General features: G+C 73.6%; 26 protein-coding genes. 17 read left to right on the forward strand and 9 right to left on the reverse strand.

All coding sequences use genetic code 11. The features are described from left to right. Positions 1–53: 53 nt before the first annotated feature. The 4 genes from ABD340_RS06920 to ABD340_RS06935 all read left to right on the forward strand — a co-directional run bounded on the left by ABD340_RS06920 (position 54) and on the right by ABD340_RS06935 (position 2,771). Complete coding sequence (locus ABD340_RS06920; protein WP_344587717.1) at positions 54–1,259, forward strand: NAD(P)/FAD-dependent oxidoreductase; 1,206 nt, start codon at positions 54–56, stop codon at positions 1,257–1,259. Positions 1,260–1,296: 37 nt separating this feature from the next. Further along, on the forward strand, positions 1,297–1,680 hold the full coding sequence (locus ABD340_RS06925) for an Rv2175c family DNA-binding protein (RefSeq protein WP_344587718.1): 384 nt from the start codon (positions 1,297–1,299) through the stop codon (positions 1,678–1,680). Between the two features lie 158 nt (positions 1,681–1,838). Beyond that, positions 1,839–2,513 (forward strand): thiamine phosphate synthase, encoded by a 675-nt coding sequence (thiE, locus tag ABD340_RS06930; protein ID WP_344587719.1) that lies wholly within the window; start codon positions 1,839–1,841, stop codon positions 2,511–2,513. Positions 2,514–2,609: 96 nt separating this feature from the next. After that, a complete protein-coding gene (locus tag ABD340_RS06935; RefSeq protein WP_344587720.1) occupies positions 2,610–2,771 on the forward strand; it encodes a hypothetical protein in 162 nt (53 codons plus the stop codon). Between the two features lie 19 nt (positions 2,772–2,790). Here ABD340_RS06935 and ABD340_RS06940 read toward each other — a convergent pair whose 3' ends face one another. From ABD340_RS06940 to ABD340_RS06950, 3 genes are all read right to left on the reverse strand, one after another. Continuing rightward, positions 2,791–3,900, reverse strand: a complete 1,110-nt coding sequence (locus tag ABD340_RS06940) for a serine/threonine-protein kinase (RefSeq protein WP_344587722.1) — start codon at positions 3,898–3,900, stop codon at positions 2,791–2,793. Positions 3,901–4,224: 324 nt separating this feature from the next. Continuing rightward, positions 4,225–4,767, reverse strand: a complete 543-nt coding sequence (locus ABD340_RS06945) for a carboxymuconolactone decarboxylase family protein (RefSeq protein WP_344587723.1) — start codon at positions 4,765–4,767, stop codon at positions 4,225–4,227. A 133-nt stretch (positions 4,768–4,900) separates the two neighbouring features. After that, a complete protein-coding gene (locus ABD340_RS06950) occupies positions 4,901–5,956 on the reverse strand; it encodes a polyprenyl synthetase family protein (RefSeq protein ID WP_344587724.1) in 1,056 nt (351 codons plus the stop codon). Positions 5,957–6,158: 202 nt separating this feature from the next. Between ABD340_RS06950 and metF the strand changes: the two genes are divergently transcribed. Continuing rightward, positions 6,159–7,136, forward strand: coding sequence for a methylenetetrahydrofolate reductase [NAD(P)H] (gene metF / locus ABD340_RS06955; protein ID WP_344587725.1), 978 nt, complete (start codon positions 6,159–6,161; stop codon positions 7,134–7,136). Here metF and ABD340_RS06960 read toward each other — a convergent pair. The 5 genes from ABD340_RS06960 to ABD340_RS06980 are packed head-to-tail and all read right to left on the reverse strand — an operon-like array spanning position 7,055 to position 9,826. Further along, positions 7,055–7,675, reverse strand: a complete 621-nt coding sequence (locus tag ABD340_RS06960) for a GNAT family N-acetyltransferase (protein WP_344587726.1) — start codon at positions 7,673–7,675, stop codon at positions 7,055–7,057. The two genes, metF and ABD340_RS06960, sit on opposite strands and share 82 nt — an antisense overlap. Before the next feature lie 23 nt (positions 7,676–7,698). Then, entirely contained in the window at positions 7,699–8,031 is a 333-nt protein-coding gene (locus ABD340_RS06965) for a hypothetical protein (RefSeq protein WP_344587727.1), read from the reverse strand. A gap of 25 nt (positions 8,032–8,056) precedes the next feature. Beyond that, the gene (locus tag ABD340_RS06970; RefSeq protein WP_344587728.1) at positions 8,057–8,935 is read right to left on the reverse strand and encodes a hypothetical protein; all 879 of its coding nucleotides are present in this window, start codon (positions 8,933–8,935) and stop codon (positions 8,057–8,059) included. A gap of 58 nt (positions 8,936–8,993) precedes the next feature. Then, positions 8,994–9,356, reverse strand: a complete 363-nt coding sequence (locus tag ABD340_RS06975) for an arsenate reductase family protein (protein ID WP_344587729.1) — start codon at positions 9,354–9,356, stop codon at positions 8,994–8,996. Continuing rightward, the gene (locus tag ABD340_RS06980) at positions 9,353–9,826 is read right to left on the reverse strand and encodes a YbaK/EbsC family protein (RefSeq protein WP_344587730.1); all 474 of its coding nucleotides are present in this window, start codon (positions 9,824–9,826) and stop codon (positions 9,353–9,355) included. Before ABD340_RS06980 ends, ABD340_RS06975 begins: the two co-directional genes overlap by 4 nt. A gap of 153 nt (positions 9,827–9,979) precedes the next feature. Here ABD340_RS06980 and ABD340_RS06985 point away from each other — a divergent pair, with 153 nt between their 5' ends. From ABD340_RS06985 to ABD340_RS07015, 7 genes are all read left to right on the forward strand, one after another. After that, positions 9,980–10,759 (forward strand): L,D-transpeptidase family protein, encoded by a 780-nt coding sequence (locus ABD340_RS06985; protein ID WP_344587731.1) that lies wholly within the window; start codon positions 9,980–9,982, stop codon positions 10,757–10,759. Positions 10,760–10,971: 212 nt separating this feature from the next. Continuing rightward, complete coding sequence (locus ABD340_RS06990; RefSeq protein ID WP_344587732.1) at positions 10,972–11,538, forward strand: SAV_6107 family HEPN domain-containing protein; 567 nt, start codon at positions 10,972–10,974, stop codon at positions 11,536–11,538. Positions 11,539–11,722: 184 nt separating this feature from the next. Further along, a complete protein-coding gene (locus ABD340_RS06995) occupies positions 11,723–12,814 on the forward strand; it encodes a sensor histidine kinase (protein WP_344587734.1) in 1,092 nt (363 codons plus the stop codon). After that, positions 12,811–13,494, forward strand: a complete 684-nt coding sequence (locus tag ABD340_RS07000) for a response regulator transcription factor (protein ID WP_344587735.1) — start codon at positions 12,811–12,813, stop codon at positions 13,492–13,494. The genes ABD340_RS06995 and ABD340_RS07000 overlap by 4 nt, the downstream gene beginning before the upstream one ends. Before the next feature lie 90 nt (positions 13,495–13,584). Next, complete coding sequence (locus ABD340_RS07005; RefSeq protein ID WP_344587736.1) at positions 13,585–13,821, forward strand: hypothetical protein; 237 nt, start codon at positions 13,585–13,587, stop codon at positions 13,819–13,821. Further along, positions 13,821–15,929: an MMPL family transporter gene (locus ABD340_RS07010; protein ID WP_344587737.1), complete on the forward strand. Its 2,109-nt coding sequence runs from the start codon at positions 13,821–13,823 to the stop codon at positions 15,927–15,929. Before ABD340_RS07005 ends, ABD340_RS07010 begins: the two co-directional genes overlap by 1 nt. A 97-nt stretch (positions 15,930–16,026) precedes the next feature. Then, a complete protein-coding gene (locus ABD340_RS07015) occupies positions 16,027–16,836 on the forward strand; it encodes a hypothetical protein (protein WP_344587738.1) in 810 nt (269 codons plus the stop codon). A gap of 444 nt (positions 16,837–17,280) precedes the next feature. Here ABD340_RS07015 and bldD read toward each other — a convergent pair whose 3' ends face one another. Then, a complete protein-coding gene (bldD, locus tag ABD340_RS07020) occupies positions 17,281–17,775 on the reverse strand; it encodes a transcriptional regulator BldD (RefSeq protein ID WP_030145002.1) in 495 nt (164 codons plus the stop codon). A gap of 504 nt (positions 17,776–18,279) precedes the next feature. Here bldD and pyrR point away from each other — a divergent pair. Genes pyrR through carB form a run of 5 tightly spaced genes read left to right on the forward strand, consistent with a single transcriptional unit; the run spans position 18,280 to position 25,667 of the window. Continuing rightward, positions 18,280–18,900 (forward strand): bifunctional pyr operon transcriptional regulator/uracil phosphoribosyltransferase PyrR, encoded by a 621-nt coding sequence (gene pyrR, locus ABD340_RS07025; RefSeq protein WP_344587739.1) that lies wholly within the window; start codon positions 18,280–18,282, stop codon positions 18,898–18,900. After that, on the forward strand, positions 18,897–19,844 hold the full coding sequence (locus ABD340_RS07030) for an aspartate carbamoyltransferase catalytic subunit (protein ID WP_344587740.1): 948 nt from the start codon (positions 18,897–18,899) through the stop codon (positions 19,842–19,844). Before pyrR ends, ABD340_RS07030 begins: the two co-directional genes overlap by 4 nt. Then, entirely contained in the window at positions 19,841–21,130 is a 1,290-nt protein-coding gene (locus ABD340_RS07035; protein WP_344587741.1) for a dihydroorotase, read from the forward strand. Before ABD340_RS07030 ends, ABD340_RS07035 begins: the two co-directional genes overlap by 4 nt. Then, positions 21,127–22,338, forward strand: a complete 1,212-nt coding sequence (gene carA, locus ABD340_RS07040; RefSeq protein WP_344587742.1) for a glutamine-hydrolyzing carbamoyl-phosphate synthase small subunit — start codon at positions 21,127–21,129, stop codon at positions 22,336–22,338. The genes ABD340_RS07035 and carA overlap by 4 nt, the downstream gene beginning before the upstream one ends. Further along, entirely contained in the window at positions 22,338–25,667 is a 3,330-nt protein-coding gene (gene carB, locus ABD340_RS07045) for a carbamoyl-phosphate synthase large subunit (RefSeq protein ID WP_344587743.1), read from the forward strand. Before carA ends, carB begins: the two co-directional genes overlap by 1 nt. Positions 25,668–25,695 lie beyond the last annotated feature (28 nt).

Consider the following 25,695-nt stretch of genomic DNA (forward strand, 5'->3'; position numbering starts at 1 on the left):
GACCCGGGCACCACCCGTCCCGCGGGCCGGTCCGGTGGTTATCGTGAGCCGTCATGGAGAGCGTGGTCGTGGTGGGTGGCGGGCTGGCCGGCGTGCGAGCGGTCGAGGCCCTGCGCGGCAAGGGATTCCAGGGCGGGCTGACGCTCGTCTCCGCGGAGCGGCACCGGCCGTACGACCGGCCGCCGCTGTCGAAGGCGGTGCTGGCCGGCGAGCGCGACGACACCACCGTCGACGCCGACTGGGACGCGCTCGGCGCCCGGCTGCTGCTCGGCGAGCGCGCCACCGCGCTGCGGCCCGCGCCGGGAGGCGGCGGTACGGTCGCCACCACGGCCGGCGACCTGCGCTTCGACGGGCTCGTCATCGCGACCGGGGCCGCCCCGATCACGCTGCCCGGCGGCGGGCCGCAGCGGGTGCTGCGCACCGTCGACGACGCCCGCGCCCTGCGCGCCCGCCTGGCCGAGGGCACCCGCGTCGTCATCGTCGGGGCCGGCTGGATCGGCGCCGAGGTCGCCACCACCGCCGCCCGGAAGGGCTGCGCGGTCACCGTCGTGGAGGCGGCCGACACGCCGCTGGCCAACGCCGTCGGGCCGGAGGTCGGCGCGCTCACCGCCCCCTGGTACGCCGAGGCGGGCGTGGAGTTGCGCACGGGCGTCAAGGTCGCCGCGATCGAGGCGGACGGCCTCGCCCTCGCCGACGGCGGCCGGATCGCCGCCGACGAGGTCGTGGTCGGCGTCGGCGTCCGCCCCTCGCTGGACTGGCTGGAGGGCTCCGGCGTCCTGGTCCAGGGCGGGATCGTCACCGACGCCGCGTTCCGCGCGACCGTCGGCGCGGACGACCTCCGCTCCGACATCGTCGCGGTCGGCGACTGCGCGGCCTGGTGGTCGCACCGGTACGGGCGCCGCCTGCTCGTCGAGCACTGGGACACCGCCCTCAACGCCCCCGAGGTCGCCGCCGCGACCCTGCTCGGCCAGGAGGCGGCCTACGACCCCGTCCCCTACTTCTGGTCCGAGCAGTTCGGGCGCATGGTCCAGTACGCGGGCCACCACCCCGCGGCCGAACGCCTCGTCCGCCGCGGCGACCCGGCGGAGGCCAAGTGGGCGGTCTGCTGGCTCAGCGGGGACCGGCTGGAGGCCGTCCTCACGGTGAACCGGCCGCGCGACCTGATGCAGGCCAGACGGGTCATCGCCGCGGGCACCCCGGTCGACCCCGAGGCCGTCGCCGATCCCGACATTCCGATCAAGGACGCGGTGCGTTCCTGAGGGTTTGAGCGTCATGGGCGCGTGGTAGCAAGGGGGCGTGACGCAACTGCACGCAACCGTAGAAAGCGCTCTGGATCCCCGGACCGAATCCCTCGTCGGTGAGTGGCTCACCCTCAAGGAGGCGACCGACGCCCTCGGGATCAAGAGCGGCAGGATCAAGCAGCTGCTCAGCGAGCGCAAACTGCTGGCGGTACGCCGCGAGGGCAGGCCCATGGTGCCCGCGTCCTTCATCAAGGACGGGCAGGTCGTCAAGGGGCTGCCCGGCACTCTCACGCTGCTGTCGGACGCGGGGTTCGACGATGTGGAGACCCTGCGCTGGCTCTTCACCGCCGACGACACGCTGCCGGGCACGCCGGTCCAGGCGCTCAGCGAGAACCGCGGAACCGAGGTCCGCAGGCGGGCGCAGGCGCTGGCCTTCTGACCGGCGGTCCGGGCCCGGCGCGGAACCGGACTTAGCCCATCAGAGCAGTCCAAAGCAGCACACATGACAGGATGACGGGGCCGCGCGCGGCGGCGGTTCGCGCCGCGCCGGCCCCGTGATCGCTTCTGCCCAGTGCCGGAAAGGAACCAGCCCCGACCGTGTCCAGGCATCTGCTCTCCGAACGTGCCGTGGCCCTGCGCGCCCGGCTCGACCGGTCCCGCCTCTACCTCTGCACGGACGCCCGGGAGCGTCAGGGGGACCTGCCCGCCTTCCTCGACGCGGCGCTCGCGGGCGGCGTCGACATCGTCCAGCTTCGCCAGAAGGACCTGGAAGCGCGGCAGGAGATGGAGCACCTGCGGGTGTTCCGGGACGCCTGCGACCGGCACGGGGCGCTGCTGGCCGTCAACGACCGGGCCGACATCGCGCACGCCGTCCAGGCAGACGTGCTGCACCTCGGGCAGGACGACCTGCCGGTCGGGGCCGCCCGCGCGATCGTGGGCGAGGACATCCTGATCGGCCGGTCCACGCACTCCGACGAGCAGGCCTCGGCCGCGGCCGCCGAGCCGGGCGTCGACTACTTCTGCGCCGGCCCGGTCTGGCCGACGCCGACCAAGCCGGGCCGGGCGGCGCCCGGCCTGAAGCTGCTGGAGTACGTGGCGGCGCAGCGCGAGGGGCGCCCGTGGTTCGCGATCGGCGGGATCGACTCCGGCCGCCTCCAGCAGGTCCTGGACGCGGGCGCGCGGCGGGCCGTGGTCGTCCGGGCGATCACCGAGGCCGACGATCCGGGGGCCGCGGCGGCGGAGCTGGCGCGGCGGCTGCGCGAGGCCGGCTGACCCGGGGCCGCGCCCGGCCGCCGGGTGGGACGGATCACCGATGCTCTGGATCACATCCGCGGCCGACCACCGCGCGCGATGCCCGACAATGGGGCCATGAGCCTGGGACCCGAAGACGAGCGCCCGGTGGATCTGTCCGACGACGATCTGGAGATCCTCCCGGACCAGACCTCCGACGACACCGACTCCGGCTGGGGCGACTGGCGCGGCGGTGACGACGACGCGCGGCTGATCGAGGACCGCCCGCCGCACTGGTGACCCGTCCCGCCGTACCGTCCTAGAAGAGGATGCCCAGCACGAAACCGGTCGACATCACCGCGGCGAGCGCCACCATCATCCGCCACCGGTACCGGGGGATCCGCTTGGGACGCGGCTTCGGCGCGAACTCCTGGCCGTCCCGCAGCGCCCGCACCACCTGCCGGGCCGTGGGCCGGGCGGCCGGGTTCTTGTCGAGGCAGCGCGCGACCAGGTCGCCCAGCGGCCCCTCCAGGTCGCCCAGGTCGGGGCGGCGGCTGGTGACCCGGCGCATGACGGCCGCGTTGGGGCCGGTGCCGAACGGCGGCCGGCCGGTCCCCGCGTACACCATCGTGGCGGCCCAGGCGAAGACGTCGGCGGGCGGGCCGACGGGCTCGTCCTCGATCTGCTCGGGCGCCATGTACGCGGGCGTGCCGATGGGGCCGGTGGTCAGCGGGGCGGCGTCCAGGGCACGGGCGATCCCGAAGTCGATCACCTTGGCGCCGTCCGGGCCGAGCAGCACGTTGCCGGGCTTGAAGTCGCGGTGCACGATCCCGGCCTTGTGGATCGCGGCCAGCGACCGCGCGGTGCGCAGCGCCGTCCGCTCCAGCCGCTCGGACGGCAGCGGGCCGCGCTCCTCGACGAGCCGCTGGAGGGACGGGCCCTCGACGTACTCGCTGACGATGTAGGGCCGGTCGCCGGTGACATCGGCGTCCAGGACCTGCGCGGTGCTCCGCCCGGTGACCTGGAGCGCCGCCTCGGCCTCCTTGACGAAGCGGGCGCGGGCGCGCTGGCTCGCCCCGGCCCCGCCGCGCAGCAGCTTCACGGCGACCGGGCCGCCGTCCTCGTCGCGGCCGAGGTAAACCACGCCCTGGCCGCCCTCGCCCAGCCGCTCGGTCAGCCGGTAGGTGCCGATGCGGCGCGGGTCGTCGCCGGTCAGCGGCCGCCTGCCGCCGCTCCGGGGCCGCGCCGCCGCGGCCCGCGCGGGACCGGGTTCGTCGGGGCCGGCGTCCACCGGGGCGTCGTGATCACGGTCGGCGCGGCCGCGGGGACCGTCGTCCCGCGCGCCGTCGGCGGCGGACCGGGCGCGGTGCGCGCGCTCGCCGCCCGGCCGCTCCCCTCCGCCGGGACGGGCAGGACCGGAGCCTCCCACGCCGGAAGGGACCGGCGTGAGGCGAGGGGGCGTCCTCCCTCGGGAGGGATCGTGCGGCACTGGGGGCTCCGACTCGGCGGGGACGGACGAAGAATGCCTTTATTTCTACCCTGTGCCCGTCGCACCCGGCAGGAGAACCGTGATCTTAGCCACGGCAGGAGGCGCCCCCCTGCGCGAACGCGTCCTGGAGGGCGATGTCCCGGGATGAGCCGCTCCCCTCGTCCCAGTAGGAGAGGGAACGGGCGGACAGCGGGAAGGTGACACGCGAGGACACGCGAGCGCCGCCGCGGCCGACGTGCAGGGCCTCTCCATCGGTGCTCCCTGTCAGTGGCCGGCGTCGGGGCGCACGCGCAGCGCGTTCAGCGCGAACGCCAGCATGTGGTAGTGCCCGATCAGGACGACCAGCTCGATCAGCTCGTTCTCGCCGAGCCGGCCGGCCAGCGCCGCCCAGGTCCGGTCGCCGAGCGTGCCGTCGGCGTGCAACTCGTCGACGGCGGTCAGGACCGCGCGGTCGGCGGCGTCCCACGGGTGCTCGTCCAGGCCCAGCCGCAGCGCGGCGATCTCGGCCTCGGCGAGCCCCGCGTCCAGGCCGATGCGGTGGTGGTGGGCCCACTCGTACTCGCAGGAGGCCAGGTGGGCGGTGCGCAGGATGGCCAGCTCCCGGACCCGTCCTGTGAGCGTCCCCTTGAGCAGCAGCATCGAGCCGAAGCCGAGCCACGAGTCGAACAGCTCGCGGTGGCGTCCCAGCGTGGTGAAGATGTTGAGGGGGCCGACGGTGGCGGCGACCACCTTGAGCGTTTCGTTCCACTCCGCCTCGGGCAGCGGCGGGACGCGCGGCGCGCCGTGCCGGTCGGGGTCTGTGACCATGCCGCCATTTGTGCCACTGATTGGTGGGACAGTGCTACCCCGCCGGGTCGGTTTGGCCACATCGCGCCACAGAGCGGCGCCTGCGCAACAGGTGCGCGCGCCGCTGGGGCGCGAGCGGCGGCCGGCGGTCGGCTCAGGCCTGCCGGGAGGTGGCGGCGACCGCCAGTTCCTCCAGCGCGATCCGCGCCTCGCCGTTGACCGGGGCGGCGGCGAGGGCGTCGGCGGCCTCCCGGGCGTACCGCTCGATCATCTCCTCGCAGGCGGCCAGCCCGCCCGTCCCCTCGATGATCGCGCGCAGCTCGGCCACCCCCTCCGGGGTCAGCCCGGGATCGCCCAGCAGCCGGTCCAGCACGGCGGTCCCGGCGGCGTCGGCACGTTCCAGGGTCTGCGCGATCAGCACGGTCCGCTTGCCCTCGCGCAGATCGTCCCCGGCGGGCTTGCCCGTCTCGGCCGGGTCGCCGAAGACGCCGAGCACGTCGTCGCGAAGCTGGAAGGCGATGCCCAGCGGCCGTCCGTAGGCGCGCAGCGCTTCGACGACCTCGGGCGAGCCCCCGGCCAGCGTCGCGCCCAGGTGCAGCGGACGCTCGATGGTGTACTTGGCGCTCTTGAACTCCACCACCCGCAGCGCCGCCTCGACCGTGCCCGCGCCGCGCACGCCCTCCAGCAGGTCGAGGTACTGGCCGCACATGACCTCGGTGCGCATCAGGTCGTAGACCTGGCGGCCGGGGCCGATCAGGTCCCGGGCGACGCCGCTGGTCTCGTACATCTCGCTGGACCAGGCCAGGCACAGATCGCCGAGCAGGATCGCGGCGCCCTCACCGAACGGCCCGGCGTGCCCGGACCAGCCCTCCGCGCGCGCCAGCGCCTGGAACCGCCGGTGCACCGAGGGCTGCCCCCGGCGGGTGTCGCTGGAGTCCATGACGTCGTCGTGGATCAGCGCGCTGGCCTGCAGCAGCTCCAGCGACGCCGCCGCCGCGACCACGCCCTCACGCGGTTCCCGGCCGCCGGCGGCCTGCCAGCCCCAGAAGCAGAACGCGGGCCGCAGCCGCTTCCCACCTGCCAGCAGCGCGTCCAGCGCGCCCAGCATGGGCGCCAGTTCCGGGCTGATGGCCAGCAGGCCGGGGCGCTGCCGGTCGACGAATGCCAGCAGTGCCGCGTCGACCTCCTTGCGGATGCGGCTCATGGACATGCGATGATCGTATCCAGTGGTGTAGGCAGCCTTCCCCATTGCCGGGGGAGTATTTCGTCGAATGTAACGAAATCTCCCGGCCTTCACCGGTGTCACCATGGGAATTTTGCCCCTCCGGCGCCGGCCCCCTGCCGGAGTCTTGACGATCCGCCGCGAAGCCGCGGGCGCCGGGGACGGGGGCGGGCGGCACTACCCTTGGAGGATGCGACGCGAACGCCCTGACCGAGCCCCCACCATCCGTGAGCTGCTCGCCGCCGGTGGCAGGTCCTTCTCCTTCGAGTTCTTCCCGCCCAAGACCGACAACGGCGTCCGCAACCTCTGGCGCGCCATCCGCGAGCTGGAGACGCTGCACCCGACCTTCGTGTCGGTGACCTACGGCGCCGGCGGCGGCACCCGCGACACCACGGTGGACATCGTCGAGCGGATCGCGACCGAGACCACCCTGACCCCGGTGGCGCACTTCACCGCGGTCGACCACTCCACCGCCGAGCTGCGCAACCTCATCGGCCGGTTCGCCGCGGCCGGCGTCCGCAACCTGCTGGCCCTGCGCGGCGACCCGCCGGGCGACCCGATGGGGGAGTGGATCAGGCACCCGGAGGGCGTGGAGTACGCCGCCGACCTGGTGCGGATGATCCGCTCGGCCGGCGACTTCTGCGTCGGGGTCGCCGCCTTCCCCTACAAGCACCCCCGCTCCGTCGACGTCGAGAGCGACACCCGCTACTTCGTGGAGAAGTGCCGGTCCGGCGCCGACTACGCGATCACCCAGATGTTCTTCCGCGCCGAGGACTACTTCCGGCTGCGCGACCGGGTGCAGGCCGCCGGATGCGACGTGCCGATCGTCCCGGGGATCATGCCGGTCACCCAGATGAGCACGATCGAGCGGTCCGAGCAGCTGTCCGGCGCGCCGTTCCCGCCCGAGGTCCGGGAGCGCTTCGACGCCGTCGCCGACGACCCCGACGCGGTGCGGCGGCTGGGCATCGAGCACGCCGCCGAGCTGTGCCGCGAGCTGCTGGAGCAGGACGCGCCCGGCATCCACTTCATCACCTTCAACAAGTCCACCGCGACCCGTGAGGTGTACGGGCTGCTGGACGCCGCCTCCTACGCGGCGCCCGGCGACGGGCCGGCGGCGATGCCCGGCTCGTACGGCGCCAGCGGCAGCGCCGCCCCCATCACGGCGTAGGGCGGGCCCCCGCCCGGGAACACGAACCCGGTCAGCAGGTCGACCATGCCCACCGACCGGTAGAGCCGCCTGGCGGGGGTCTCCTCCGGGCCGCGGTCCAGCGTCGACAGCACCACGGTCCGCTCGGGACGGCCCTCGCACAGGGTGTTCAGCAGCCGCCGCCCCAGCCCCTGCCCCTGATGATCGGGGTGCACGTGCAACTCGGCGACCTCGAAGGGGTCGTCCAGCCACCGGACCGCGTGCTCCTCGCCGGCCGTCCCGGCCAGCGCGCCGCGCACCACGTCGTGCCACCACTGGCCGCGCGCGCCGTGGAACCCGTAGCCGAACCCGCGGATCCCGCCGCGCGGCAGCAGTGCCCCGCGCCGCTCTGCCACCACCGCCCGGAATCCCGGGTACGAGGTGTGCCGTTCCATGATCGTGTGGCGGCCGGGGAGCTGTTCGGCGGGCGGCCGCATCGCCGCCGCGTACACCGCCAGGATCGGGTCGAGCCGCCGCAGGAAGGCGCGGTGGTCGATCTCGCGGAGCTTGGCTTCCTTCACCTGGTCGAGGGTAGACCCAGCGGTCAGGCCCGCGGGACGGTCCGCTGCGTCGCCGACAGCCGGTCGTAGATGTCCCACAGGATTTTGTCGGCGGCCTTTTGCAGCGTGCCGCGGTTGGTCTCCAGCTGGCCGCCCCACTGGCGGGCCTCGGGGCCCAGCCAGGCGTCAGTGCCGTTCAGCGTCCGCACCGCGGGATCCAGGGCCTGGCGGAGCCGGTTGATGCTGCCGTAGGCGTCGGCGTACGCCTGGTACAGCTCGCGGTAGGCCGGGTTAGGCCGCTCGGTCGGCGGCAGCCGGGTCGCCGCCGCCGAGTCCAGCGGCGGCGGGAGGCTGCCCGGGGGCGGGGGAGCGGCCATCGCGGCCTCCTCTCTGCCGGCTCGGCTATCCGGCCTTGCGGTCGGCGACGGGCTTGAGGTCGAGCTTGCCGGCGGCCTCGCGGGTGCGGCGGCTCATGTCGGCCCCGGTGAGGACCTGGACGGCGACCGGCCGGACCCCCGCCCGGTCGGCCTCGGCCAGGAACGCGCGCAGCCACCGCGCGTCCATCACCACGTGGTGGCTCGCGGTGCCGAGCGACTCCCGGACCGCGCCCACCCGGGCCTGGTCACCGCCCGCGGCCTTGAGCAGGTCGGCGGCCGCCGCCGGGCCGAGCCGCTCGTACAGCTTCTCGGTGTAGTCGGGATCGCCGGCGTTGTCCTTCAGGTGGCTCCACACCGACGCGGGCACCGGCTTGCCGTCCTGGACGGCCGCCGCCACCGCCAGCGCGTCGGTCTTGGCGGCCTTCGCGGCGTCCGGCCGGGTCGGGAAGTTGCCCAGATCGCCGCCCGCGCCATTCGGGGTGGTCGAGGGCGGCCGGGGCGCGGGCGCCGCCTGCCGGGGCGGCTCCGCCCGCTTCGGCGGCAGCACCGGCTCAAGCGTGCCACCGGGCGCGGGCCCGTCCCCGGGCGCGCCGCCGGGCGTGCGCGGCCGCGGCGCCGGAGCGGGCGGCGCCTCGACCCCGCCGCCCCGGTCCGGATGCGTCATCGCGTAGTTGTAGCGGCGGGTCAGCATGCCCAGCTGATCGGCCGCCCACCGCGCCACCTGCTCGGCCTGCCGGTACCCCGCGGCCGACACCCCGGCCGGCGGACGATGCCCGTTCAGCCAGCCGCTGATGGCGGTGTTGGCGTCCTGCACCTGCTTGATCAGCTGGTTCAGCGCCGCCGGATCGATCCCCCTGAAGTCGGCGTGGCGCGCCGCCGGGCCGGTGCGCATCTGCGCGGTCATCGCCCCTCCGCGATCACTCTGGATCGGTCCCCGTCAGTCTCCCAGAATCACACTCGCATCACGCGCTGTCGAGAGCCTTGCGCACCGACTCGGGATCGCGCGCCACCACAGCGTCCCCGTCCGCGGTCAGCACGATCGGCCGCTGGATCAGCGACGGGTTGGCCACCATCGTCGCGATCCAGCGCGCCCGGTCGCGCTCCATGTCCTTGAGGCCCAGCTCCTTGGCGACCGGCTCGTTCAGCCGCGCCACGTCCCACGGCTCGGCCCCGATCCGCTTCAGGACGGCGTCCAGCTCCTCGGCCGTGGGCGGTTCGTCCAGGTAGCGACGCTCGGTGTACGGCGTGCCCGCCTCGTCCAGCGCGGCCTTGGCGGCCCTGCTCTTGGAGCAGCGCGGGTTGTGCCACAGTTCGGTGCCGGTCATTCGCCCACCCCCACGTCGGCGGACTCGCCGCCGGTGATCCTCAGCAATTCCTCGTACGAGGTCGGGAACACGGTGTGGGCGATCCCGCCCGCCGCCCAGACCCGGTCGTACTTGTCCAGCCAGACGTCCACCAGGGTACGGATCGGCGCCGGATGGCCCAACGGCGCGACGCCCCCGATCGTCTGGCCGGTGGCCGCGCGCACGAACTCGGGGGCCGCCCGCCTGACCTTCGCGGCGCCCACCAGCGCCGCGACCCGCGCCGTGTCGACCCGGTGCGCGCCGCTGGTCAGCACCAGCAGCGGCGTCCCGTCGGCGTCGAAGACGAGGCTGTTGGCGATCGCCCCGACCGCGCAGTCCAGCTGGTCGGCCGCGGCCTGCGCGGTCGGCGCCGCCTCGGGCAGCTCGACGATCTCCCCGGTGGCGCCCTGCTCGCGCAGCGCGCGGGCGACCCGTTCCACGTTGGGATGCATGGGCATCACTTTAGAGCCGCCCGGAGCCGGCGGCGGAGGCGATGCCACCTTCCGTAGGCGGAATATCACTCTAAAGTGGTCGAACCCCCCTTGAGTCTCGTCGCGTCCAAGGGAGGACAGCGCCCGAGGGGACCATATGTGCGAGGGAGCCAGATGAGCGTTCGAAAGGGCACGTTGCTGATCGCGGGCGGGGCCATGATGGTGGCCGGATGCTCCGGCGGCGAGACGAACGCCGGCCGGACCGCCGAGACGCCCGCCGCCTCTCCGTCCACGACCGCCCCGACCGCCGCTCCCACGACCCGGCCTCCGCGCCGAACGCTCAAGGCGGGCACCAAGGGCGAGGACGTCAGGCAACTGCAGCGGCGTCTCAAGCAACTCAAGTACGACCCCGGCCGCGCCGACGGCAGGTACGGGCTCTCCACCCAGATGGCCGTGTGGGCCTTCCAGAAGGTCAACCGGCTCAAGCCCAGCAGCAACGTGGGCAAGAAGACCTGGGCCGCCCTCGACGCCCCCAAGCAGCCCGAGCCCATGGCCAAGCGCCGCGAGGCCGACCGCGTCGACGTCGACCTGCGCCGCCAGTTCCTCGTCGTCTACAAGGACGGCAAGCCGGACCTGATCACGCACATCTCCTCCGGATCGGGCGAGTACTACTGCGCCAAGGACCGCGGCGCCAAGGTCGCCCGCTGCCGCTACGCCACCACCGGCACCGGCGACTTCCGCACGGGACGCCGCGCCTCCGGCTGGGAGGTCTCGCCGCTCGGCCGGCTCTACAACCCGATCTACTTCAACGGCGGCATCGCCTTCCACGGCGCCCTCGACGTCCCCCGCCACCCCGCCTCCCACGGCTGCGTCCGGCTCCCGATGCACATCGCCGAGTACTTCCCCGAGATCGTCAAGACCGGTGTGCCCGTCCACGTGCGCCGCCCGCGGTGACCTCGCAAGATCACTGCGGGTCACGCCACTCGTTCGAACGCATTGACGAATCGACGTCAGGACGGTTTACTGTGAATGCGTCGAACTTATGTTCGACGTGGTGCGGGACTCGCGGCCCGCACCAGGGCGACGTCCCCGCCGGGACGGACGGCCGGGCGGAGTGAGGGGAAGCTCTCCGCCCGGCCGGCCCGAGCCGCCGGAAGGAGGCAGTCATGTCCACAGCGATGACCGCACACGGGCTCCACTCTTCTGCCCAGCGCCTGCCCAGTCCCCGATCCCGTCCACCGCAACCGCCGCGTCCCGCGCAGACCGCGGTGGGCCAGCTGCACGCCGCCCGGATGGGCCTGGCCGAGGCGGCCGAGGCGACCTCGCCCGCCGTCCGGTACGTCTGCGCGCACCTGGCCGCGCTGCGCGCCGCGGCCGCCGTGCTGGCGTCCAAGGAGCCGGCCGACCCCCAACGCCGGAGCCGTCCGCGCAGCGTCTGGGTGCTCCTGCCCGAGGCCGATCCGGCGCTGCGCGAATGGGCCGCGTTCTTCGCCGCCGGCGCCGACAAGCGCGCCGCCGCCGAGGCCGGCCTGCCCCGCGCCGTCACCGCGCGCGAGGCCGACGAGCTGCTGCACGACGCGGAGATCTTCGTCTCCCTGGTCGAGGACACCCTGGGCATCCCCGGCCAGCCCACACTGTGTTCATACAACCCCGGCCCAGGGTGCTCGCCTGGCGGCTCGCACCCTGACCTGGCTTGGTGCGAGCGCGACATCGCTTCGCGATCTGGCCGGTGAGGCTCGCCTCCGGCTTCAACTCACCGGCCAGGTAGCGTGCTCGCGCGGTACCTGAGGCCGCTTCGAGCAAGACCAGCCCCCCAAGCTGCCGGCACCTGGCTGGTGGAGTCGGCCGTTAGCAGGAAAGCCCTCCTGCGAGGGGAATCCCCTTTCTTTGGGCGGGGGAGGAAGCCAAGCTGGGGGGATGGTCTTCCCGGCGGTCGTGACGTCGCTGGTGGTCGCGGCCACCGTCGTGGCTTGGCTGGGCGGTCCGGAGCAGCCGTGGCCGCGGACGCTGCTGGACTCGGCGCTGGTCCTCAGCGTGTGCGGCGCCCTGTTCGTCCCGCGGAGGCACGTGCTGGCGGCGGGCGTGTACGCGCTCCTGGCCAGCGGCGTCTACTACGTGCTGAGCCCGGTCGACGGGCCGCTGCTGGTGGTGGTGATGCTGTGCCTGTACGCGGTCGCGGCGGAGGGGCGGACGTACTCGGCGGTGGCGGTGGCGGCGGTGCTGGTGATCGGCACCGGGCTCGGGACGCTGGCGGGCAACCACGAGTTCAACGGGATCGCGCTGACCATGCTGGCCGGCTGGGTGGTGGCGGTGGTCGCGCTCGGCGTGGTGCGGCACGGCCGCCAGGAGTCGCTGCTGGCGGCGGTGCGGCGGACGGAGGAGGCGGCCCGGCTGCGCGCGGTCGAGGAGCGGTTGCGGATCGCGCGGGAGCTGCACGACGTGGTCGGCCACCATCTGTCGATGATCAACGTGCAGGCGGGCACCGCGCTGCACCGGCTGGAGCGCGATCCGGCGCAGGCCGGGACGGCGCTCGGCGTGATCAAGGAGGCGAGCCGGGACACCCTCCGCGAGCTGCGCTCCACGCTGGGGGTGCTGCGGCAGGTGGACGAGGCGGAGGCGACGGCGCCGGCGGCACGGCTGGAGCGGCTCGGCGACCTGGTCCGGTACGCCGAGCTGGCCGGGCTGGCGGTGGAGGTCCGCACCGAGGGGGAGCCGCGGCCGCTGCCGGCCGGCGTCGATCTGGCGGCGTACCGGATCCTGCAGGAGTCGGTCACGAACGTGACCCGGCACGCGGCGGCGCGCCGGGTGCGGGTGACGCTCGGCTACGGCGCCGCGGAGCTGCGGGTCGAGGTCGAGGACGACGGCCGGGGCGGCGCGGCGGCGGGCGGCGGGGGGATCCGCGGCATGCGGGAGCGGGCGCGGGCGCTGGGCGGCGAGCTGGCGGCCGGGCCGGATCCGGACGGCGGTTTCCGGGTGAGGGCCCGGCTGCCCTACGGTGCGCAGGCATGATCCGCGTTCTGCTCGCCGACGACCAGGCCCTGGTCCGCGCCGGTTTCCGCTCGCTGCTGGACGACGAGGACGACCTCGCCGTGGTCGGGGAGGCCGCCGACGGGCGGGCCGCGGTGGCGATGGCGCGCGCCGAGCGGCCCGATGTCGTGCTGATGGACATCCGGATGCCGGGCATGGACGGGCTCGAGGCGGCCCGGCGGATCGCCGCCGACCTGCCCGAGGTGCGGATCGTGATCCTGACGACGTTCGACCTGGACGAGTTCGTGTACGGGGCGCTGCGCGCGGGCGTGGCGGGGTTCCTGGTCAAGGACACCGATCCGGCGGAGCTGATCCGGGCGGTGCGGGTGGCGGCCCGCGGCGACGCGCTGATCAGCCCGTCGGTGACCCGGCGGCTGATCGCCGAGTACGCGGGACGGGCGGTGCGTCCTGGGCCCGATCTGCGGCTGAACGGGCTCACGCCGCGCGAGCGCGAGGTGGTGGGGCTGGTCGCGGAGGGGCTGTCCAATGACGAGGTCGCCGCGCGGTTGGTGCTGAGCCCGGCGACGGTCAAGAGCGCGGTGAGCCGGATCATGGCCAAGCTGCGCGTCCGGGACCGGGCGCAGCTGGTCGTGCTGGCCTACGAGAGCGGCATGGTCGCGCCCGGCTACGCGGGCGGCACGGGGACGCAACCCCGGGCGTAGGGCGGTGCGGGCGGTGCGCAACAACCGCCGTAGCCTCGCGGCGCCCGGCGGCCGATTCGGCGGGCCATGCCGTTCCCGCACGGTGTGCCCATGGACGATTCATCTCCGAGCAAGGCCGGCGGCGCGTTCGTCGGCTTCCTGGCCGGCGGCGCGGCCGGGTTCGTGACCACCGAGGGCGGCGCCGCGTTCTTCCACTTCGTTCTCGGCATCACCCCCGATGTGGAGGGCAATCCCGCGCTGATCGCGGTGTTCGCGCTCGTTCCGCCGCTGTTCGCGGTGGCCGGCGCGTTCGTCGGCTTGCGGGTCGCCACCCGGAGGGGGAACTGATGGCGGGGCGATCCGAAGGCGTCATCGCGCGCGTGGCGGCGTGGTCGTTCCGGTTCAAGTGGGCCGCGCTGGCCCTGTGGGCGCTGGTCCTGGTGGCCGTCACGGTCGCCGGGCAGGCGGCCGGGGCGGATTACCGCAACGACTTCACGCTTCCCGGGACGCAGTCGCAGCGCGCCACCGACCTGCTGACGCGGCATGGGGCGGCGCAGGCGGGCGACAGCGTGCAGATCGTGGTCAAGGCGCCGGGCGGGCTGCGCGCGCCCGCCGTCGAGCGGGAGGTGCGGGCGGCGCTCGACCGGGTGAAGGGGCTGCCGAGCGTGGCGGGCGTGCGCGCGCCGTACGAGGACGCCGCGGCGATCTCCCGGGACGGCACGATCGGGTACGGCACCGTGACGCTGTCCGGCAAGGCGGAGGCCGTCCCGAAGGAGGACGTCCGCCGGATCATCGAGACCGCGCGCACCGCCGCCTCGGCCGGGGTGCGGGTGGAGGCGGGCGGGGACGCGGCGCGCGGCGCGGAGGAGAGCGAGGGCGGCGGCGCCGAGGGCGCGGGCATGATGGCCGCGCTGGTGATCCTGGTCCTGCTGTTCGGCTCGCTGCTCGCCGCCGCGCTGCCGCTGGTCACCGCGCTGTTCGCGGTCGGCGCCTCGATGGGCCTGATCGTGCTGGCCTCGCGGGTGGCGACGGTGGCCGACTTCACCCCGCCGATCATGATGCTGGTCGGGCTGGGCGTCGGGGTCGACTACGCGCTGCTGGTCTTCTACCGCTACCGGCACGAGCTGCTGGACGGCGCGGAGCCCCGGGAGGCGACGCGGCGGGCGCTGGACGCCGCGGGCCGCACCGTCTTCGTCGCCGCCTGCACGGTCGTCATCGCGCTGCTCGGCCTGGTCGCGCTGGGGCTCGGCGCGCTGCAGGGCGTGGCGCTGGCGGTCGCGCTGACCGTGCTGGTCACCATGCTGGCCTCGCTGACGCTGCTGCCGGCGCTGCTGGGCGTCTTCGGCGGGCGGATCCGGCGGCACGTGCTGAAGCGGGCCGCCAAGGCCGCCGCGAAGGGCCGGGAGCCGGGCGCGCGGTGGCGGCGGGCGGCCATGGCGGTGCAGCGCCGTCCCGTCCCGGCGCTGCTGGTGGCCGTCCTGGCGCTGCTGGCGCTGTCGGCGCCGGCGCTGGGCATGCGCCTGGGCTTCGCCGACGCCGGGAACGACCCGGCCGGCCAGACCAGCCGCGAGGCCTACGACCTGCTGGCCGAGGGCTTCGGGCCGGGCTTCAACGGCCCGCTGGTCGTCGTGGGGGAGGGGGACGCGGCAGCGGGGCGCCGGATCCAGGGCGTGCTGTCCGGCACGGACGGCGTCGCGGCGGCCACCCCGCCGATCCCGTCCGGCGACGGCCGGCTGTTCACCGTGCTGGTCTTCCCGGAGACGGCGCCGCAGGACGAGGGCACCGCGGATCTGGTGCACACCCTGCGCGAGGACGTGCTCCCCGGCGGGTACCTGGTCGGCGGTTCCACGGCCGCCACGCAGGACTTCGCCGATACGGTCTCGGGGCGGCTGCCGCTGTTCGTCGCGATCGTGGTGGGGCTGTCGGCGCTGCTGCTGCTGGTGGTGTTCCGCTCCGTGCTGATCCCGATCAAGGCCGCGCTGCTCAACCTGCTCAGCATCGCGGCCGCGCTCGGTGCGATCACGCTGGTGTTCCAGGACGGCCGGTTCGGCGCGGAGGCCGGCCCGATCGAGGCGTTCATCCCCGTGATGATCTTCGCGATCGTGTTCGGGCTGTCCATGGACTACGAGGTGTTCCTGCTGTCGCGGATCCACGAGGAGTGGACCCGCACCCGCGATCCGGCGCTCGCGGTGCGGGAGGGGCTCACCGCGACCGGTCAGGTGATCACCGCCGCCGGGGCGATCATGATCGTGGTGTTCGCGGCGTTCGTGCTGAGCCCGTCCCGGATGCTGCAGCAGTTCGGGCTGGGCCTGGCGGTGGCGATTCTGCTGGACGCCGTGGTCATCCGCTGCCTGATCGTCCCGGCGATCATGCAATTGCTGGGACGGCGCGCCTGGTGGCTGCCCGGGCCGCTGGCCCGGCGCCTTCCCGAAGTGTCCCTGGAACGGGTGGAATAGGTGATCGGTTAGCGGCGGACGCGGTCCGGCTTTTATCTCCGCTTTCGGCATGTGTTGATCAAGTGGAACCGTCTCGCAGCCGACAACGGAGGAGAATATGCGCCCTGCCGACCGTTCCGCCGTCCATTCCGTCGCCCATTCCGCCGCCCGGATCGGGCTCGCCGCGGCCGCCCTCACCACCGCCCTCGCGGGGACCGTCCCGGCGGCCGCGGCGGACGCCGGAGCCCCGCCCGACCCGGCGCCGGGCGGGCCGCAGCGTCCGTACGAGCCGGACGTCCCCGGCCCGGAGAACCTGGACTCGCTCGACGTCACCGCCACCCGCGGCGAGGGCCGCAGCGTCACCGTGGCGTTCGACCGCCGGAGCCGGACCGCCGACGGCTCGGTCCAGGCCGGCGCGCGCCGTTTCGTGTTCCTGTTCGACCGCTCGATCCGCTTCAACCCGCAGGCGTTCCCGACCTGCACGGCCGAGCTGATCAGGGAGAAGGGCGTGCGGGCGTGCCCGCCCGGCTCGCAGATCGGTTCGGGCCGCGGCACCCTCACGACGGGCGAGCGGCAGGAGGTCCTGGTCTTCAACGCCATGGTCGGCCGGCTGCGCGGGGCGCTGGTCGTCATCCCGGCGGGCGGGGTGCTCCTGGAGCAGACCTTCGAGCGGGCCTCCGCGCCGTACCGGCGGGACCACCGCTGGACGCTGGACGAGATCGTGCCGCCCACCGCCGTCCCGCCGGAGGAGCGCCAGGGCACCGCCCGTTTCGAGCTGTCGTTCGGCGCCACCCGCATGGTGAACGGCCGGCCGGTGGGCTTCGTCGAGACCGCGGCCCGGCCCGGCACGAAAACGAAGTTCGGCCTCTGGAGCGAATTCGTCACCGGCCAGGTGGTGCTTCCCCGGGACACCGCCAGACTGCGATAGCGGACGACCCGGCAGCGCGTTTCCGATGACCACACGGAAACGCCCGACCGGCGTTCCGGTAAACGCCTGGTAACCGATTCAGGGAATGGCGGGTCGGCGCATAAGAGAGGACGCGCGAGGAAACTTGCCCGGCCCGCCGCCCCGGGCCGGGGCCGCGGGTCGCGGTGATCTTGATGGCGTCCGATCCGGCGGCCGGCGGCTTCCACCGCCTGAGCGCGACCGCCGCCGGCAGGCCCGGCCCTGCCGTCTCTCAGGCGGCGCTCAGGGGCAGGGCACTGATCATCGGGGCTCCGGACGGCGGAGCGGCCCGAGGGACCGGCTGAGGGGCGGTGGGGAACGCAGACGGGGCCTTGGGCGCGACGCCGGAAGGGTCACCGGAGAGTGTCGCGTCCAAGGCCCCGCTAGGCGATCGCTACGCGGGTCGCCGACGGGCGGTCCGACCGGTCAGAAGGACTCGACGGCCCGGCGCGCCTCGGGGTCGAGGACGCCCCAGGTGATGAGCTCTTCGGTCAGCTCGGTCGGAGACTTGTCATAGATGACCGCGAGTGAACGCAGGTCCTCTTGACGGATGGACAAAACCTTTCCGTTGTAGTCGCCCCGCTGGCTCTGGATCGTCGCGGCGTAACGGGCGAGGGGACCGGCCTTGTCCTTCGGAAGCTGCTGCAGCCGCTCGAGGTCGATCACGAGCTTCGGCGTTGGCCCGAGCGGGCTCGGCGCGGCTCCGCCGGGCAACAACTCGGAGACCGGCACGCCGTAGAAATCGGCGAGCTCGGCCAGCTTCTGAACGGTGACGGCGCGGTCGCCCCGCTCGTACGAACCCACGACGACGGCCTTCCAGCGGCCTCGGGACTTCTCTTCCACACCGTGCAGGGACAGGCCCTGCTGAGTGCGGATGGCGCGCAGGCGCGCACCGAGAGCCTTCGCGTATTCAGACGGCATTTTGCGGCCCCCAGGCTCACTATCGTCGTTGTGGTCGGGCCCCGGGTGGGTTCCCGGGGGGAGTCAGGTCCTTCGGGCTGTGATGCCTTAAAGCTCTGTCTCCAGGGATGGTTACGGACAGTGACGGTAAAACGGGGACGGCCTCAGGTCAAGCCGATTGGAAAAAAGCGGTCGAATCCGCAGGTCTCGATCTGGGCCGTCCGGATCGTACGGAACGGCCAGAGATGTCGTGTCTCATCCGTCTCATCCGTTGCGTCCCGATCTTGGGCCGGCCGGCGCGCCGCCCGCACCCCGTCCGCGCGCCGTCCGCGCGCCGTCCGATGTGACGCCTCTCACCTGCTAAGACGCGGTTCGGTCCGGGGACGGGGCAGCGATCCGGTCCTGCTACGGTGAGACGGACAAGACGTCCTTTAAAGCCCGTCCCGTGAGGCGGGAAAGGAGGTTCCGGCGGTGAATGCTGCCTCGAATGTCCCCTCCACACCGGACCGCCCGGCCCAGGCGCGCGTGGCGGACGGTGATGCCCGCCGCGGCGACCCCGCACGCGATCCGGCGGACGCCGGTGCCGCGGCGCAGGCCGCCGCGCAGAAGGCCGTCCTGGAGCGCCCCGACATCCGGCGCGCCCTCACCCGGATCGCGCACGAGATCCTCGAGCGCACCAAGGGCGGCGACGACGTCGTCCTGCTCGGCATCCAGACCCGCGGCGTGACGCTCGCCCACCGGCTGGCCGCCCAGCTGGAACAGGTCGAGGGCCGCCGCGTCCCGTGCGGATCGCTCGATGCGACGATGTACCGCGACGACCTGCGGTTGAAGCCCGCCCGCGCCCTGGGCCGCACCGAGCTGCCGCCCGAGGGCGTGGAGGACCGGATCGTGGTGCTGGTCGACGACGTGCTGTTCTCCGGCCGCACCGTGCGGGCCGCGCTGGACGCCCTCAACGACCTGGGCCGGCCGCGCGCCGTCCAGCTCGCCGTCCTGGTCGACCGCGGGCACCGCGAGGTCCCGATCCGCGCCGACTACGTGGGCAAGAACCTGCCCACCTCGATGCGCGAGACCGTGAAGGTGCTGCTGGACGAGAACGACGCCCGCGAGGCGGTCATGCTCGGCCCGGCGGGGGAGGAGCGCGAGTGAACCGGCATCTGATCTCGGCGGCCGACCTGAGCAGGGACGACGCCCTGCTGATCCTGGACACCGCGGAGGAGCTCGACCAGGTGTCGGGCCGCTCCTCCATCAAGAAGCTGCCGACGCTGCGCGGCCGCACCGTGGTCAACCTGTTCTTCGAGGACTCCACCCGGACCCGGATCTCGTTCGAGGCCGCCGCCAAGCGGCTGTCCGCCGATGTGATCAATTTCTCCGCCAAGGGGTCCAGCGTGTCCAAGGGCGAGAGCCTGAAGGACACCGCGCTCACCCTGGAGGCGATGGGCGCCGACGGCGTGGTGATCCGGCACGGCGCGTCCGGCGCGCCGCACCGGCTGGCCGGCTGGGTGCGCGGCAGCGTGGTCAACGCCGGCGACGGCACCCACGAGCACCCCACCCAGGCGCTGCTGGACGCCTTCACCATGCGGCGCCGGCTGGGCGCGCTGGACGGCCGCAGGATCACCATCGTCGGCGACGTCCTGCACAGCCGGGTGGCGCGGTCCAACGTGCTGCTGCTGAACACCCTGGGCGCCGAGGTCACCCTGGTCGCACCGCCCACGCTGCTGCCGGTGGCGGTCGACACCTGGCCGTGCGCGGTGTCCTACGACCTGGACGCGGTGCTGCCCAAGAGCGACGTGGTCATGATGCTGCGGGTGCAGGCCGAGCGGATGAACGCCGCCTACTTCCCGACCGTGCGCGAGTACAGCCGCCGGTACGGCCTGGACGGCGAGCGGATGGCGCGGATGGCCGACGACGCCATCGTCATGCACCCGGGCCCGATGAACCGCGGCGTCGAGATCGCGGCCGAGGTCGCCGACTCGGTCCGCTCCACCATCGTCGAGCAGGTCGCCAACGGCGTGAGCGCCCGCATGGCCGTCCTCTACCTGCTGCTAGGCGGATCCGAGCCCGCCATCGGAAAGGAAATCTCCGAAGCATGAGCCGCACGTACATCATCAGGGGGGCCCGGATCCTGGGCGGGGAGCCCGCCGACATCCTGGTCCGGGACGGCGAGATCGCCGAGATCGGCGCCGGGCTGGACGCCGCGGGCGCGGAGACCGTCCCGGCCGACGGCCTGGTCGCGCTGCCCGGCCTGGTCGACCTGCACACCCACCTGCGCGAGCCGGGCCGGGAGGACGCCGAGACCGTCGAGTCCGGCACCCGGGCCGCGGCGATGGGCGGATTCACCGCCGTGCACGCGATGGCCAACACCGACCCGGTCGCCGATACCGCCGGCGTGGTCGAGCAGGTGTGGCGGCTGGGCCGCGAGGCCGGGTACTGCGACGTGCAGCCGGTCGGCGCGGTCACCCGCGGCATCCGCGGCGAGCAGCTGGCCGAGCTGGGCGCGATGGCCGACTCGGCCGCCGAGGTGCGGGTGTTCTCCGACGACGGCCACTGCGTCTCCGACGCGGTGATCATGCGGCGCGCGCTGGAGTACGTGAAGGCGTTCGACGGCGTGGTCGCCCAGCACGCGCAGGAGCCGCGGCTGACCGAGGGCGCGCAGATGAACGAGGGCGAGATGTCCGCCCGGCTCGGCCTGGGCGGCTGGCCCGCGGTGGCCGAGGAGGCGATCATCGCCCGGGACGTGCTGCTGGCCCAGCACGTCGGCTCCCGGCTGCACGTCTGCCACGTGTCCACGGCCGGCTCGGTGGAGATCATCCGCTGGGCCAAGAGCAGGGGCTGCCGGGTCACCGCGGAGGTCACCCCGCACCACCTGCTGCTGACCGACGCCCGCGCCGAGACCTACGACCCGATCTACAAGGTCAACCCGCCGCTGCGCACCGCCGACGACGTGACCGCGCTGCGCCGGGCGCTGGCCGACGGCACCATCGACTGCGTCGCCACCGACCACGCCCCGCACCCGGTCGAGGCCAAGGAGACCGAGTGGGCCGTGGCCGCGATGGGCATGATCGGCCTGGAGACCGCGCTGCCGGTGGTGCAGGAGGCGATGGTCGACACCGGCCTCCTCGACTGGGCGGGCGTGGCCGACCGGATGTCGTACCGCCCGGCCCGGATCGGCCGGCTGTCCGCCCAAGGCCGCCCCCTGGAGCCCGGCGCGCCCGCCAACATCACGCTGTACGACCCGTCCCCGCGCCGTTCCGTGGACCCGATGGCCATGACCTCCAAGAGCCGCAACACGCCGTACACCGGCCTGGAGCTGCCGGGCCGCGTGGTCGCCACGTTCCTGCGCGGCACGGCCACCGTCCTCGAGGGGAAGCTGCAATGAGCCCGACTTCAGCCCTGCTCGTCCTCGAGGACGGGCGGATATTCCGCGGTGTCGGGTACGGGGCCGAGGGAGAGACCTTCGGGGAGATGGTCTTCAACACCGGCATGACCGGCTACCAGGAGACCCTGACCGACCCGTCCTACGCCCGGCAGATCGTCGCGATGACGGCGCCGCACATCGGCAACACCGGCGTGAACGAGGAGGACCCCGAGTCCAGCCGCATCCAGGTCGCCGGGTACGTGGTCCGCGAGCCCGCCCGCGTGGCGTCCAGCTGGCGGGCCACCGGCTCGCTGGGGTCGGCGCTGCGCGAGCAGGGGATCGTGGGCATCGCGATCCCCGGCACCCGCGCGCTCACCCGGCACCTGCGCGACCGGGGCGCGATGCGCGCCGGGATCTTCAGCGGCGCCGCCGCCGCGGTCCCCGAGGCGGAACTGCTGGAGAAGGTGCTGGCCGGCCCGTCGATGGAGGGCGCCGACCTGGCCGGCGACGTGTCCACGACGGAGCCCTACGTGGTCGCGGCGCACGGCGAGCGGCGCTTCACCGTCGCGGCCGTCGACCTGGGCATCAAGGCGATGACGCCGTACCGGATGGCCGAGCGCGGCTGCGAGGTGCACGTGCTGCCCGCGTCCAGCACGGCCGCCGACATCCTGGCCCTGAACCCCGACGGCGTCTTCTTCTCCAACGGCCCCGGCGACCCCGCCGCCGCCGACCACGCCGTCGAGGCGCTGCGCGGCGTCCTGGACGCGGGCAGGCCGTTCTTCGGGATCTGCTTCGGCAACCAGATCTTCGGACGGGCGCTCAGCCTGGGCACCTACAAGCTGAGGTTCGGGCACCGCGGCATCAACCAGCCCGTCCAGGACCGCGCGACCGGGAAGGTGGACGTCTCCGCGCACAACCACGGGTTCGCCGTGGACGCGCCGGCCGACGGGCCGTTCGACACCCCCTACGGCCGCGCCGAGGTCAGCCACGTCAACCTGAACGACGGCTGCGTCGAGGGGCTGCGGCTGCTCGACCGCCCGGCGTTCAGCGTCCAGTACCACCCCGAGGCCGCGGCCGGGCCGCACGACGCCTCGGACCTGTTCGACCGCTTCTGCGAGCTGATGCAGGGGTCGCCTATCACTGTGGGGGGACGACCCCCCACACCCCCCGACGAAGACTCACGACCGCCCTCCGGGCGCTCGGACGGTCGTGAGGAGGGCGCGGAGTAATGCCACGCCGCCAAGATCTGAATTCCGTCCTGGTGATCGGCTCCGGGCCGATCGTGATCGGCCAGGCCTGCGAGTTCGACTACTCCGGCACCCAGGCGTGCCGGGTGCTCAGGGCCGAGGGGCTGCGGGTGGTGCTGGTCAACAGCAACCCGGCCACGATCATGACCGATCCGGAGTTCGCCGACGCCACCTACGTCGAGCCGATCACCCCCGAGGTGGTCGAGAAGATCATCGCCAAGGAGCGGCCGGACGCGCTGCTGCCCACCCTGGGCGGCCAGACCGCCCTCAACACCGCGATCGCGCTGTACGAGAGCGGCGTGCTGGACAGGTACGGCGTCGAGCTGATCGGCGCCGACGTGGCCGCGATCCAGGCCGGCGAGGACCGCGAGCGGTTCAAGGAGGTCGTGGCCAAGGTCGCCGCCGAGCACGGCCTGAACGCCGAGTCCGCCCGCTCGCGCATCTGCCGCACCATGGACGAGGTGCTGGCCGCCGCCGGCGAGCTGGGCTACCCGGTCGTGGTGCGGCCCTCGTTCACCATGGGCGGCGCCGGGTCCGGGTTCGCGCACGGCGAGGACGACCTGCGCCGCATCGCCGGCACCGGGCTGGACGCGTCCCCGACCAGCGAGGTGCTCCTGGAGGAGTCGATCCTCGGCTGGAAGGAGTACGAGCTGGAGGTCATGCGGGACCGCGCCGACAACGTGGTCATCGTGTGCTCCATCGAGAACCTCGACCCGATGGGCGTGCACACCGGCGACTCGATCACGGTCGCGCCCGCGATGACGCTGACCGACCGCGAGTACCAGAACATGCGGGACGTGGCGATCGCGGTGATCCGCGAGGTCGGCGTCGACACCGGCGGCTGCAACATCCAGTTCGCGGTGCAGCCCGGCACCGGCCGGATGATCGTGATCGAGATGAACCCGCGGGTGTCGCGGTCGTCGGCGCTGGCGTCCAAGGCCACCGGCTTCCCGATCGCCAAGATCGCGGCCCGGCTGGCGGTCGGCTACACCCTGGACGAGATCCCCAACGACATCACCGCCGAGACCCCGGCCTCCTTCGAGCCGACCCTCGACTACGTGGTGGTCAAGGTGCCGCGGTTCGCCTTCGAGAAGTTCCCCGGCGCCGACGGCACGCTCACCACCCACATGAAGTCGGTGGGCGAGGCCATGGCGATCGGCCGCAACTTCACCGAGGCGCTGCAGAAGGCGCTGCGCTCGCTGGAGCAGAAGGGCTCATCCTTCTCCTGGGACGGCGGGCCGGGCGACGCCGCCGCCTGGGTGGAGCGGGCGGCCCGCCCGCACGACGGGCGGATCCGCGCCGTCCAGCGGGCCCTGTGGGCCGGCGCGACCGTCCAGGAGCTGTACGAGGCCACCGGCATCGACCCCTGGTTCCTGGACCAGCTCACCGCGATCAACGAGATCGCCGACGAGATCCGCACCGCCGAGGACGCGCTCACCCGCGGCAAGCTGCTGCGGGCCAAGCGGCACGGCTTCTCCGACGCCCAGATCGGCGGGCTGCGCAACCTGTCGGAGGAGGTGGTCCGGGAACTGCGGCACGCCCTCGGCCTCCGGCCCGTCTACCTCACCGTCGACACCTGCGCCGCCGAGTTCGCCGCCCGCACCCCCTACCTCTACTCCGCCTACGACGAGGAGACCGAGGTCCCGCCCGGCGACCGGGCCAAGGTGATCATCCTGGGGTCCGGCCCGAACCGGATCGGGCAGGGCGTGGAGTTCGACTACTCCTGCGTGCACGCCTCGTTCACGCTGGCCGAGGCGGGCTACGAGACCGTCATGGTCAACTGCAACCCCGAGACCGTCTCCACCGACTACGACACCTCCGGCCGGCTGTACTTCGAGCCGCTCACGCTGGAGGACGTCCTGGAGGTGGTGCACGCCGAGCAGCGGACCGGCACCGTCGCCGGGGTGATCGTCCAGCTGGGCGGGCAGACCCCGCTGGGCCTGGCGCAGAAGCTCAAGGACGCCGGCGTCCCGATCGTCGGCACCTCGCCCGAGAGCATCCACCTGGCCGAGGAGCGCGGCGCGTTCGGCCGCGTCCTGCACCGCGCCGGGCTGACCGCGCCCAAGCACGGCACCGCCTCGTCCTACGAGGAGGCCCGCGAGATCGCCGCCGAGATCGGCTACCCGGTCCTGGTGCGGCCCTCGTACGTGCTCGGCGGGCGCGGCATGGAGATCGTGTACGACGACGTCACGCTGGAGTCGTACATGGCCAAGGCGACCGAGGCGTCCCCCGAGCATCCGGTGCTGGTCGACCGGTTCCTGGACGAGGCCATCGAGATCGACGTGGACGCCCTCTTCGACGGCGCGGACCTCTACCTCGGCGGCGTCATGGAGCACATCGAGGAGGCCGGGATCCACTCCGGCGACTCGGCGTGCGCGCTCCCGCCGATCACCCTCGGCCACGAGGACGTGCGGCGGATCCGCGAGGCGACCGAGGCGCTGGCCCGCGGCATCGGCGTGCGCGGGCTCATGAACGTCCAGTACGCGCTGTCGGCTGGCGTCCTGTACGTCCTGGAGGCCAACCCGCGCGCGTCCCGCACCGTCCCGTTCGTGTCCAAGGCGACCGCGGTGCCGCTGGCCAAGGCGGCGGCCCGGGTGATGCTCGGCGCGACCATCGCCGAACTGCGCGCCGAGGGGCTGCTGCCGGCCGAGGGCGACGGCGGCACGCTCCCGCTGGACGCGCCGATCGCGGTGAAGGAGGCGGTACTGCCGTTCGACCGGTTCCGCAACGCCCAGGGGCAGGGCGTCGACACCATCCTCGGCCCGGAGATGCGCTCGACCGGCGAGGTCATGGGCATCGACGAGGTGTTCGGCACCGCCTACGCCAAGTCGCAGCAGGCCGCCTACGGGATTCTGCCGACCAAGGGCCGCGCGTTCGTCTCCGTCGCGAACCGGGACAAGCGGCACATGATCTTCCCCGTCAAGCGGCTGGCCGACCTGGGTTTTGAGATCCTTGCCACGGAGGGGACCGCCGAGGTCCTGCGCCGCAACGGCGTGCGTGCCAAGATCGTGCGCAAGCACAGCGAAGGGCCCGGCCCCGACGGCGAACCCACCATCGTGCGGCGCGTCCTCGACGGGGAGGTGGACCTCATCGTCAATACTCCGTTCGGCGGGCCCGGCCAGTCGGGGCCGCGGCTGGACGGCTACGAGATCCGCACGGCGGCCGTGCTGCGCGGCGTCCCGTGCGTGACGACCGTGCAGGGGCTCGCCGCGGCCGTGCAGGGCGTCGAGGCCATCGCGGGCGGCCATGTCGGGGTCAGGTCGCTGCAGGAGCACGCCGAGCGGCTGCGCGGCGCGCACGGCCGGGGGTAGCCGCCGGGAGCGCACGGCAGGACGACGA

It is taken from the genome of Actinomadura vinacea (assembly GCF_039532545.1).
Taxonomy (GTDB): Bacteria; Actinomycetota; Actinomycetes; order Streptosporangiales; family Streptosporangiaceae; genus Spirillospora; species Spirillospora vinacea.